10 protein-coding genes are annotated in these 11,482 nt (G+C 56.2%); 2 read left to right on the forward strand and 8 right to left on the reverse strand.

What is annotated here, in order from left to right:
* Positions 1-114: 114 nt before the first annotated feature.
* The 3 genes from gcvPB to gcvH all read right to left on the reverse strand — a co-directional run bounded on the left by gcvPB (position 115) and on the right by gcvH (position 3,682).
* Complete coding sequence (gcvPB, locus tag ACY692_RS12785; RefSeq protein WP_462325762.1) at positions 115-1,554, reverse strand: aminomethyl-transferring glycine dehydrogenase subunit GcvPB; 1,440 nt, start codon at positions 1,552-1,554, stop codon at positions 115-117.
* On the reverse strand, positions 1,551-2,885 hold the full coding sequence (gcvPA, locus tag ACY692_RS12790; protein ID WP_462325763.1) for an aminomethyl-transferring glycine dehydrogenase subunit GcvPA: 1,335 nt from the start codon (positions 2,883-2,885) through the stop codon (positions 1,551-1,553). Before gcvPA ends, gcvPB begins: the two co-directional genes overlap by 4 nt.
* 416 nt (positions 2,886-3,301) lie before the next feature.
* Positions 3,302-3,682, reverse strand: coding sequence for a glycine cleavage system protein GcvH (gene gcvH / locus ACY692_RS12795; protein WP_462325764.1), 381 nt, complete (start codon positions 3,680-3,682; stop codon positions 3,302-3,304).
* Positions 3,683-3,944: 262 nt separating this feature from the next.
* Here gcvH and ACY692_RS12800 point away from each other — a divergent pair, with 262 nt between their 5' ends.
* Positions 3,945-4,850, forward strand: a complete 906-nt coding sequence (locus ACY692_RS12800; protein WP_462325765.1) for a DMT family transporter — start codon at positions 3,945-3,947, stop codon at positions 4,848-4,850.
* Between the two features lie 307 nt (positions 4,851-5,157).
* Complete coding sequence (locus ACY692_RS12805) at positions 5,158-5,367, forward strand: hypothetical protein (RefSeq protein WP_462325766.1); 210 nt, start codon at positions 5,158-5,160, stop codon at positions 5,365-5,367.
* Positions 5,368-5,474: 107 nt separating this feature from the next.
* On the opposite strand, the gene ACY692_RS12810 is transcribed toward ACY692_RS12805, so the two are convergent.
* The 5 genes from ACY692_RS12810 to ACY692_RS12830 form a co-directional block, all read right to left on the reverse strand.
* A complete protein-coding gene (locus ACY692_RS12810; RefSeq protein ID WP_462325767.1) occupies positions 5,475-7,628 on the reverse strand; it encodes an AsmA family protein in 2,154 nt (717 codons plus the stop codon).
* A gap of 353 nt (positions 7,629-7,981) precedes the next feature.
* Complete coding sequence (locus ACY692_RS12815; RefSeq protein WP_462325768.1) at positions 7,982-8,506, reverse strand: hypothetical protein; 525 nt, start codon at positions 8,504-8,506, stop codon at positions 7,982-7,984.
* Positions 8,507-8,592: 86 nt separating this feature from the next.
* Positions 8,593-8,985 carry a response regulator gene (locus ACY692_RS12820; RefSeq protein WP_462325769.1) on the reverse strand — a complete coding sequence of 131 codons (393 nt, stop codon included), beginning with the start codon at positions 8,983-8,985 and terminating at the stop codon, positions 8,593-8,595.
* Between the two features lie 246 nt (positions 8,986-9,231).
* A complete protein-coding gene (locus ACY692_RS12825; protein ID WP_462325770.1) occupies positions 9,232-10,497 on the reverse strand; it encodes a bifunctional diguanylate cyclase/phosphodiesterase in 1,266 nt (421 codons plus the stop codon).
* A gap of 163 nt (positions 10,498-10,660) precedes the next feature.
* A partial coding sequence (locus ACY692_RS12830) for a phenylacetate--CoA ligase family protein (RefSeq protein WP_462325771.1) occupies positions 10,661-11,482 on the reverse strand: 822 nt, incomplete at its 5' end.

Below are 11,482 nucleotides of genomic sequence, written 5' to 3' on the forward strand. Positions count from 1 at the left end.
ATGGCCCGGGAGTATGTAATGCATCGCCCGGGTCTATGTAATGCATGGTTCGGAGAGAGGGGCGGATATGGAATCCGCCCCTACGGGTCGTAGGTAATGGGTTGGGTGTTTTTTTTATTCCTTTAATTGCATGGATCGGGCCGCCTTGACCTCGTCCAACCGGCGGACCGGGGTGGTCACGGGGGCCTGGTGCAGGGATTCCGGGTCGGTTTCCGCCTGTGTCAAGATGTCGATCAGGTCGTCCACGAACAGGTCCAGGGTTTCCTTGGATTCGGTTTCAGTGGGTTCGATCATCAAACATTCGTGCACGATCAGGGGAAAGTAGATGGTCGGGGCGTAGTGGCCCCTGTCCAGGAGGCCCTTGGCGATGTCCAGGGCCCGGACGCCGTTTTGGGCCTGGTTGACCGCCGAAGATACGAATTCGTGCATGCAGATCCGGTTGTACGGGATCTCCAGGTGGTTTTCCAACCGTTTGCGCAGGTAGTTGGCCGCGAGGACCGCGTTTTCCGTGGCGTCGATGATCCCCTGTCTGCCCAGTCTGAGGATATAGGCGTAGGCCTTGAGGAAGACCCCGAAATTACCGTAGAACGGGGCGATGTAGCCGATGGATTTGGGATAGTCATAATCCAGGAAATACTGGCCGTCTTCCAGACGTACCACCCGGGAAATGGGCAGGTAGTCCACAAGACGTTCGGACACCCCGACGGGTCCCGATCCCGGTCCGCCCCCGCCGTGGGGGGTGGCGAATGTCTTGTGCAGGTTCAGGTGGACCACGTCGAATCCGGCATCACCCGGTTTGAGCTTGCCCATGATGGCGTTGAAATTGGCCCCGTCGTAGTAGAGCAGTGCGTCATGTTTCCGGGCCAGGGCCGTGATCTTGGGCAGGTTGCGCTCGAACAGTCCCAGGGTGTTCGGGCAGGTCATCATGATCCCGGCGACCTGGTCATCCATGACCGCTTCCAGGGCCTCGGGATCGATGATCCCGTCCTTGGATTCAATGGACACGACGTCGAATCCGGCAATGGTCGCCGAGGCCGGGTTGGTGCCGTGGGCCGAATCCGGAACGATGATCTTGGTCTTCTTGTTCCCCTTGTCCCGGTGGTAGGCCGCGATGAGCATGACCCCGGTGAGTTCCCCGTGGGCCCCGGCCATGGGCTGGAGGGTATAGCCGGCCATGCCCGTGATCTCGCACAAAAGTTCCTCCAGATGGAAGATGACTTCCAGGGCGCCCTGGGTCATCTTACCGGCTCCCCGGATCTGGGGGACCAGGGGGTGGAGTCTGGCGAATCCCGGCAGGGCGGCCACTTCCTCGGTGAATCTGGGGTTGTACTTCATGGTGCATGAGCCCAGGGGATACATGTTCCCGTCCACGCTGTAGTTGAGCCGGGAGAGGCGGGTGAAATGACGGATCACGTCCAGTTCGCTCAGCTCGGCCAGGGGAAGTTCCTTGCCCCGAAGCAGGTTGTCCGGAAGAAAATATTCGGCACTCTTGTCGGCTGCCTGTGGCCATACGCCCTTGCGGCCCGTCGTTGATGTTTCGAACATGGTTTTCACAGCACACCTCCCATGAGTTCTGTCAGGATGCCGATATCCTGATTGGAAGTTTTTTCCGTGCATGCCACCAGGAGCATGTTGTCCATCTCTGCGTAATACCGTCCCATGGGAAATCCCGGGATGAATTTCTTGTCCACCAGGGCGTTGATCACCGTGGACGCCTCGCAGGGCAGGGAAAGCACGAATTCGTTGGTGAACGGGGTCTTGTTGAACAGGGATACTCCGTCCAGTCGGGTCAACCGTTCGGCCGCGTAATGGGCCTGCTGGATGGACAGTTCGGCTGTACGTTTGAGGCCTTCCGGGCCGAGCAGGGCCAGGTACATGAGAGAACACACCGCACACAGGGACTGGTTGGAACAGATGTTTGACGTGGCCTTGTGCCGTCGGATGTGCTGTTCCCTGGCCTGTAGGGTGAGCACGTAGCCGGTCTTCCCGTCCACGTCGTCTGTTCTGCCCACGATGCGGCCCGGCATCTGTCTGATGAGGGGCTTGTTGCAGGTCATGATCCCCAGATACGGGCCGCCGAAGCTCAGGGGAAGCCCCAGGGACTGGCCTTCGGCAACCGCGATGTCCGCGCCCATGTCGCCCGGTGTCTTCAGGACCGACTGCATGACCGGGTAGACCGAGAGGATGGAGACCACGCCGTTTTTTCGGGCCGCATCAAAGAGGTGTGTGAAATCATTGGCCGAGCCGAAGAAGTTCGGGTTCTGGACGATGAGCGCGGCAATGTCCGTGTCCAGCTTGTCGGTCAGGGCCTGGACATCGCTCTGGCCTTCATTGTGGGGAACCGTGATCAGATCGAGGTTCAGGTTCGTCGTGTAGGAGTCGAGCATGGTCCGGTAGATGGGATTGACCCCTTCGGAGACCAGGATTTTTGTCCGTTTTTTGGTCTTTCGTACGGCCATCATCATGGCCTCGTAGATGGCCGTGCCCCCGTCGTACAGGGAGGCGTTGGAATACTCCATGTCCAGAAGGCGGCAGATGGAGGTCTGGTATTCAAAGATGGCCTGCAGGGTCCCCTGGGACGCCTCGGGCTGGTAGGGAGTGTAGGCGGTGAAAAACTCCCCGCGCGAGGCCAGGGCCTTGATCGCGGCCGGATTGTAGTGGTCGTAGAACCCGGCCCCGAGAAAACTGGTCAGGTCCGTGCTGTTGCGCGAGGCTACTTCTTCCATGCGGGCGAGAACGTTCATCTCGCTCAAGCCTTCGGGGATGTCGAAACGCAAGGGCCTGAGCTCCGGTGGAATGTCCGCGAACAGTCCGGCCAGGTTCGGAACACCGATGGCGGCGAGCATTTCCTGCTGCTCGTCTGATGTATGCGGAATATAGGGCATGAGAACACTCCAAATGGTTCAAAAAAGATAGTTATTCAAGGTGGCTTGTGTCATTATTCAATATTATATTGGGACACGCCGTCATTTTTGTGGGGGCGGACCTGCCTGTCCGGCCGTTTACGAGCGCATTGCCCACTTGTACCTGATAGGCCCAGAATGGGCGGACACACAGGCCCGCCCCTATGGGGCAATGTTGATTGGCCCTGAAGAGCTACCAAAAAAGAAAGGCGGGCCACTGGGGCACGCCTCGATGTGTTGATTTCCTGTGGGAGGAAGGTGGCCCGTCAGGGACAAACCATTCATAACATTTGAGAGATTGCAGAATTTAAGAAATTCAGCGGCTTGGATTTTGGGAAACGCAACTGAAAAGTATGCGCATATCTATTGCACTGAAAGCTAGGAATTCCACAATTGGTTTAATGGGCTTCCTCCGCAATGTGGGCCTCGTACTGGGCGGGTGAGAGGAGGCTTTCCGGGAGTTCGGCGATGTTGATTTTGATCAACCAACCCTCTGCGTAGGGATCTTCGTTCACTTTTTCAGGCGCGTCTTCCAGGTCGGTGTTCACGGCAATGACTTCACCGGTGATAGGGGCGTAGATCTCGCTGGCCGCCTTGACCGATTCGACGGTACCCATTTCCTCACCGGCCGTGATCTCCTGGCCTTGGGCAGGAAGTTCCACAAAGGTGAGATCGCCAAGCTGTTCCTGGGCGAACTGGGTGATGCCGATGACTGCTTCTTCGCCTTCGATCCTGGCCCATTCGTGTGATTTGCTGTACAAAAGATTGTCGGGAATCATGATGCGTCCTCCGTGATGGTAGCGTGGTCGTGTTCAGAGTGATAAGGCCGGATAGCGGGAGTGAACGTAGTAAAAAGAAAAGCTTCGCCCCGCGTCATTCCGTCCGATGGTCTTAAACCTATGCGGCATAGTGCCGTGTGTTATGGTCAATAAAAAAACATTTTTCCTGTATAGTTTCTGTCTCCAAAGTGCAATGGAAAAAACGGAACCATGGCACAAGTGCTTGCCGTACAGAGCCGGCTAGCATACACGTCCGTCTACCATGAAACCATCCTTTTTCCAACGCCGTTCCTGGGCAGCCGAGGCCATGCTCCTGGTGGTCACCTTTTTCTGGGGGCTCACCTTCACTCTGGTCAAGGACGCCATCGCCCAGGTCGATCTATTTTCCTTTCTGGGCCAGCGGTTCACCCTGTCGGCCCTGCTTCTTCTGCCTTTCTGCCTGCGGAGACGCCAGGGCTTTTCTCCGGATATCCTCTGGAAGGGGGCGGTGCTCGGCCTGTTCCTCTTTGGGGGGTATGCCTTCCAGACCATCGGGCTCCTCTTCACCTCCGCCTCGAACACCGCCTTTGTTACCGGGCTGAACGTCATCCTGGTTCCGGTTCTGGGAGGGCTGTTTTTCGGCAGACCCCTGGGACTCAAACTCGGAACGAGCGTCGCCCTGGCCGGGGTCGGGCTGTTTTTTCTGTGTACCGGCGGGACCATGGCCGTGAACAAGGGGGATCTCATCGTGATCCTCTGTGCCGTATCCATTGCCCTGCACATTATCTATACGGCCCGGTTCGTCCGGAATTGTGACCCCTACTGGCTCACGGCCGTGCAGATTGCCGTGGTGGCCCTGTGCTCCAACCTGTGTGCCTGGACCAGGGGGCACGAGGTCGTCTTCTGGGAACCGGATATTCTCTGGGCCATGGTCATCTGCGTGTTTTTTGCCACGGTCTTCGCCTTCTTGGTCCAGACGTCCATGCAGCGGTACACCTCCCCGGTGAAAACAGCCCTCATTTTTTGCATGGAACCGGTCTTCGGGGCCCTGTACGCCCATGTGTTCGCCCACGAACGGCTTGGAGAATGGGGATGGATCGGAGCATTGTCCATATTCGCGGCCATGGTTCTGGCCGAGTGGCCGGGGAGAAATGCCGGGCATACTCAGGGTACTGCCCCCACGGGGTAGAGCCGCTCGAAAAAGTTGGTCGAGGCCGTGAAGAAATATAGCAACAACATCTCGACATAATTTGAAAAAATTTGTAGCACACATGTATGACATTTTTGTACATATTTTTGTGGACCGATTGCACGGCCTGCAAATGATTCTGTTTTCAGGGCAGTGATTTTCAAGGAATGGGGATGATCCAGTCTACCCTGATTGAGAATCGTAACCATGTCTCGGACCGAAAAGATGTCCTACCGTTGTTAAACTAAAACTATTTTGGAATATTGGGTTTTTATCAAACCTCTGATCCAGGCGACGATCCGTAGGGGTGCCCCTACGATTTGGTTGCCTTGAAAGTACATCCAACATCCATTTTGAAAACTTCGTGTTCCTGGGCGTGCTCGTGTGGAACAATGTCCTGGGTTCGCCCGGGGGATCCGATGGATTGGTGGTTGGCGTGTTCACCAATGCCGCAGCGTTTTGGATGGCCGGGGTGATCGAACGGTCCTGCTGCAGGGGTGTCCAAGGGGTCGAGTGATACTGCTGGTTGGATGTACCATGCATTGCCCACAAAAAAAGGCTGCCGATCGGCAGCCTTTTTTTGTGGGAACAGTCTGGTTGGAACGAGTATTTGGATGTTTCGGTTCAGTTGAATAATCCTTCCAATGCGTTGCCCGGATCGATCCCGCCGGGTTTCTTGTCCTTGAACAGCTTGTCCGCGGCCTTTTCCTTGAGTTCCTGGATGCCCTTATCCCGGAGAAGGCTGGCCACATCGAGCTTGAAGGCCGGTTTGTCAAAGGTTCCGGTGATGCGTACGGGCACGGTCAGTCCGGCGAGTTCGGACAGGGGTTCTCCTTCCTGTCCCTTGAGGGAGGAGACCACCGTGGCCTTGATCAGGTAATCCATGCCTTCTTTGGGCAGATCGACCTTGCCGGCACCATTGACCCGCATGAGCGGCGACATCATGAGCAAATCCCGGTTGTCCAGAACGCCGTTGGTCACCGTGGCCGTCCCCCCGAGAGAGGCGAAGTCGGTCTGGTTGACTTCGTCCGGGTCGGGGGTGCCGCCCTTGATTTTGGTCACGGCGTCCCTGAGCATCTTGGGCAGGTTGATCCCCTTGATGGCGCCGTTGGCAAAGCCAAAGGCAAGCTTGCCGTTCAGGTTGGCTTTCAGGTCATCGACCGTCATTCCTGCTGTTGTCAGGGAGGCCGTACTCTTGGTTGTTCCGGTGAGGGTATCCTTGCCGGTCATGTCCTTGAGCAGGGGGCCGACCTGCATGGCGGCCAATTTTTCGGTCACGCTCATCTTCGGCGTTGTGCCCCGGACGTCAAGCATGGTGGTGCCGCCAAAGGTTCCTCCGTACAGGTTGGCCGAGATGGGGGCCATGGTGATCTTTCCCTGTTTGGCCTCCAGTTGGACCAGAATCTTGGACAGATTGAGCTTGTTCACGGTGACCTTGCCCATGGTCAGCTTGCCGTTGATATCCAGGTTCCGCAGGGTATCGATGGGCAGGGGGATAGGAACGGGACCCTGATTGGTCTTTTGTCTGGCTGCAGCCTGCTTTGTTTTGTCCGTCTTTTTTGCTGCCTGTTTGTCCTTTTTGGGTGGCAGATAGCGGTCTACATCGATACCGTCCACATCGATCCCAAAGGCTATGGCCGGCTTGGCGAAATTTTTGGCATTGCCGGTCCCCTCCACCGTGGTTGTATCCAGGACCAGGGAGAGGGAGGTCAGTGCGGCCCGGTCCGGCCCGGCCGTAAAGGTCAGATCCGTCTGCAGGTTAGTGAGGGCCTCCGGATCCGCCGTTGCAACCGGATCGAGCCCCATGGTTTTCATGAGCCCCTTGGGATTGAAGGGGGCCAGGTGGAGTTCGCCCTTGAACGACGGGGTGGACAGGATGGTCTGTCCGTCGATCTTCCCCTGCAGGTCCAGACCGTAGGTTGTCAGCAGAATATTGGAAATGGCCAGCTTTTCTTTCTGGAGGTCGGCGGCTATGTCCGCGGTCAGATCGAGATCGACCTTGTTCCCGGGCAACGCCTTGCCCGTGCCGGAAATGTTCAGTGCGGCCGAAGAAACCGCATAGGTCCCGGCCTGCGGATCGACGAGGGGGGTACCCTTCAGGGTGAGGCGGGCGGTGAGTTCGGGGTCGGACACCTGGACATCAAAGCCAAAAAAGATGGAAAACGGGGAACCAAAGGCGATCTGGTCCGCGGTCATCTCAACATTGGTCAGAGCGGTGGAGGTCTTTTTCTCCATGTCCTCCAGTGTGATCCGTCCGTTGGTGATCCGTACTCCGTCAATGGCCAGAGCGGCCAGGGCAAAGCCTCCACTCTTGGCCCTGGGTTTCTTGTCGGTTTGTTCGGCCTGTGGGGCCGGTTTATCCGGCTGGGCGGTACTTTTTTTGCCCAGATCCGACCAGTTGGTCGTTCCTTTGGAACCCTTTTCCAGGTTGAGCTTGAATCCATCCAGAACAATAGTGCCGATACGCACTTCCTTGTGCAGCAGGGGCAGGATCTTGATCCGTAACTGGGTCTTGTCGATCCCGGCAAACACCTTGTCGGAGAATCCGGGAGCGTTGCCCAGGCTGACCGGTCCCATCTCCAGTCCCAGCCATGGGAATACGGATAGGTTGATATCTCCGGGGATGGACAGCTCCCTGCCGGTCTGCGTTTTGACCACGGCGGCTATGTCGTCCTTGTAGTCATTGGGGTCGACAAAGATATAGAGCGCGGCAAGGCTGACGGCGACAAGGAGGACAAGGAGTGCGGACGCGATGAGCAGGATCTTCAGAACACGCATAGAGCTCCTCCAGAGCTAGGGACTCGGCTTGGGATAGAGAATCACGCTGACAGAGTTCTCATACTACAAAAGCAGCGGTGCTTTTTGTCAAGAAGTTTGTTGGGGCCTCTTGGTTGATAGGGTGCGTCCCAAAGTCTGCTCCCCGGGAATGTGTTGTGGGGTATGGTCGTCGGTAATACCATTTTTACTAAGTTCTAACCGAAGAAAAGCGGCTGGAAGCCGCTTCTACCCTGACATGCCATGGACTCAGAACAAAGTGGAAATGGTATGAAATAGGAACCGCTCGACTGGTGGAGATGGACCGGCGAAGGCACCAAAACGGAAACGGTCAGTGGAGAAACCAATGGCGGTGATCAGGTACAGGGAAAACGCACTATGGTCAGCTGGGGGTGGAGACTGCGTAGGTATTTGTGGATCTGTCTGGGTATGAATGTATACATGAGGAAATGGGGATGGAAAAATCCCAGGGGATTGCGGACGATGGTATCAGGGAGAATGTGGTACCACTTATAGCCCAAGCTCTTGAAATAGTTGCGGGCTATGTGGATGTGGCCGGTCTGTCGTGCTGCGACCAAAGCGGCGTCCCGCTGGCATTTCGATGAGGCGAACAATCTGAAGAATCTGGTTCTGAATCCATACCGATGCATGGCTGCCAGCAAACGCCGGAACTCCTGGAACCGTGAAAGGGCATCGGCTTGGCAGAGAACGACCCCCCAAGCGAGCAAACCGCATAGGCACAGACATGCCCATCCCCACCCCGCCATATCCATGGCAAAGAGATCCCTGGCCTTGACTCCCGTCATCCAGGACAACACGGAAATCTTGAGGCTTGTCAGGTGCGGGAAAGGGGCGACACGGAGGTATAAAAAAATAGCCATACAGGTTTTGATCATACTCGGGGAGCACTCGAGTTGTCATTGGCGGGCTTTGGGGAGCCCGGTGCCGTTTTTTCAAGAAAATCCGTCTAGTTGTTGTTGGGGGATTTGCCCATGACCGTTTGGATGGTTTGGAGAATGACATCCAGGCTTGGCACCGGTTTGTGCAGGATCTGGTCCGGACCGATTCCCAACGATTTGAGTTCCTGGGGGATCTGATAGGTCACGGAACCCGTATGCACAATATATTTGAGTCCGGGTTGGATCTTTTGGGCCTGTACGATCGTTTGGGTACCATCGATGCCCGGCAGACGAACGTCGACGATGGCCAGGTCAACACGTTGTCTCCGCATGATGTCCAGTGCCTTTTCCCCGTTTTCCGCCATGAGGACATGACAGTCCATGTCCTCGAGATAGTCGGCGAGACTTTCACGGATACCGGTTTCGTCATCAACGACAAGGATTGTGAGCGGGGTGTCCATAAGATCCATCCGGTGCGTTCGTATATGGGAGTTGGGGGGAAGGCGATAAAAAAGTATGCGCAGAAACAGGGTCGTGATCCAATCCTGTAACTTCCATTTATATACACTTTAGCCCAAGGGGACAAGACAATCTTGCAATCACGTTAATGTAATCAGGATTCCTCTCTGGCAGGACCGAATAAAAAAACGAAGGTTCCGGAGTGGTTGGGGTATAAAACGGTGCGCCGAGAATGTTTTTTGGACGGGTTATCGATGGGTCGTTTTTTTATGGGCGTACATCTCCCTATCCGCACGGCTGATCAGTTCCCTGATGGTTTCGCCTGGAGTAAAATCCGACCCGCCAATGGATGCAGAAATTTTGGCACACTCGGTTCCCTTCCCGATGCTGGTCGTGGCAATAGTCGATTGCATCCGCTGTATCAGATCGCGGGTTTTTTTCTTGGCCACACCGGGTAAAAGAACGACAAATTCGTCCCCGCTCAAGCGGACGACCAGATCGTATTTGCGGATGAGGGCTTTGAGGGAATGGGCGACTTTTTTGAGCACAAGATCCCCCTGTTTGTGCCCGAAGTTGTCGTTGACGGCCTTGAACCCATCAAGGTCGATGAACAGCAAGGTGACCGGAAACCCTTTCCGCTCGGCAAAGTCGAGTATCCTTTGGCCGTAGGCCATGAGATACGCCCGGTTGGGAATCCCGGTCAGCGGGTCGGTGAACCGCTCCCGTTCAAGGAATTTTTGTACACGGATAAGGGAGACCGTGCATCCGAGTATGTAGCAGAAGTGTTCCAGGTAATCGGTTGCCTTGTGGGGAGAGTATCGCTTGGGATCCTTGTCGTGTAAACAGACGAGACCTGCCAGACTCTCGTTGCCACCTCTTTCGTAGAAAGGATAGATCAGACATGATCCCTCTTCCTGGAGAGTGGAGGGAAGAATCTCGGCAAGGGGAACACACCCACGGATCCCTTGCGATGGTCCTATGTAATGCTGGCCATGGCCTTCAGTGACCATCCAATCCAGGATGGTTCCCAATGCTGCATGTGGCAAAATGCCTATCCGCTTGGATACAAATGGTCCGTACGCCGATTTTTCAAGAACAATTTCTATTTTTCCGGTGTGCATCCGTAAGGCGATTTCATGCAATACGTCAGGGAGTTGATTGAAATCCTCCAATCTTTGCAAATGTTTGATGGCTGCATTCAGTTTGGCAAAAATTTCCGTGTTGATCGCGTGCAGGGCGATGAGTTCGTTCAGCTGCCTCTGGGTCGCTTGCATGCGTTGCTCGAGATGGTCGCCAATATTCCCGGAACCGTTGTGGGCGGATTCCGTGACCGGGCCTTTTCCAACCGGTGGCCGGCACCCCAAACCGCAAAGAATATCCACGAGCTCCAAGGCCCGTTGTCTATTACCATGGAGGATATGGTACTTGATCCGTTCACGGATACAACCCGTGGCCCTGTCCGGAGACAGGGGCGTGTGAAGAAGGTGGGCGAGTCCGTCTGTATTTGTTGACATGGGGTTGGCAACCTGGGTGGCATCCGAAAATCGTGGAAGGGCGGACCTGGGTGTCCGCCTTTTTTGCGGCCACCGGAAGACGCCAACAACGAAGATTTATTTTTGCGCAGCATTGGGCGGACACATAGGTCCGTTCCGACGGAAGGTATTGCCTTGGATTGGTTTATTTTTTCATGCTGGCCGGTTCCACCAGCAGAACCCTCGGCGTCACCCCGACCCACTGGGCAAAGGCGTGGCGCAGGGTGTCCACCATGGCCCGCTGGCGTTTCATCTGGTCAAAGAACAGGGACTCGGTGATCCCGATACGCAGGACGAGCTGCTGGCTCGATCCGTCACCCGTGACCTCGGCTTCCCAGTCCACCGTGGTTCCCAGCTGGTCGAGAAGAACCCGTTCGATCATTTCCGGGGCGATGTTGATCCCCTTGACGATCAATATGTCGTCGGTCCTGCCGGGAATATGGTCCAGGAGTCTGAACGTGCTGCCACAGGAGCAGGGGGTGGTGAGAAATCTGGCCCGGTCCCCGGTCTTGTAACGGATCACCGGGACGGCCTCTTCCACCAGAGTGGTCAGGACGAGTTCGCCCCATGCTCCGGGTTCGGCCGGATTTTCCGTTTTGGGATCGATGATTTCGGCACAGACCATATCTTCTTGGAGGTGGAGCCCCCCCCGTTCCCTGCATTGCGCCGCAATGCCCGGTCCACAGACCGCGCTGAGCCCATATATATCGTACACCGGGGCCTGGAAGCCCTGTTCGAGATCGTTTGCCAGGGAAACGCTCCACGGCTCACCCGTGAGCAGGATGGCTTTGAGACGGAGCATGGACGGGGTGATCCCGCGTGATTCCATGGCCTCGAGCAGTATTCTGGCGTACCCGGGGGTGGCGATGAGACACGAGGTCCCAAAGTCGCGCATGATCTTGAGCTGCTTGTCCGTGTGTCCCACCGAGGTGGGAATGGTCGAGGCGCCGATTTCCCGGGCCGCATC

This window comes from Desulfoplanes sp. (assembly GCF_054921335.1).

What these genes read in the sequence shown, in the direction of transcription:
- gcvH (WP_462325764.1), bottom strand. Translation starts at nt 3,682, where the DNA reads ATGATTCCCGACAATCTTTTGTACAGCAAATCACACGAATGGGCCAGG.
- ACY692_RS12820 (WP_462325769.1), bottom strand. Translation starts at nt 8,985, where the DNA reads ATGGACACCCCGCTCACAATCCTTGTCGTTGATGACGAAACCGGTATC.
- gcvPA (WP_462325763.1), bottom strand. Translation starts at nt 2,885, where the DNA reads ATGCCCTATATTCCGCATACATCAGACGAGCAGCAGGAAATGCTCGCC.
- ACY692_RS12810 (WP_462325767.1), bottom strand. Translation starts at nt 7,628, where the DNA reads ATGCGTGTTCTGAAGATCCTGCTCATCGCGTCCGCACTCCTTGTCCTC.
- ACY692_RS12815 (WP_462325768.1), bottom strand. Translation starts at nt 8,506, where the DNA reads ATGGCTATTTTTTTATACCTCCGTGTCGCCCCTTTCCCGCACCTGACA.
- ACY692_RS12825 (WP_462325770.1), bottom strand. Translation starts at nt 10,497, where the DNA reads ATGTCAACAAATACAGACGGACTCGCCCACCTTCTTCACACGCCCCTG.
- ACY692_RS12800 (WP_462325765.1), top strand. Translation starts at nt 3,945, where the DNA reads ATGAAACCATCCTTTTTCCAACGCCGTTCCTGGGCAGCCGAGGCCATG.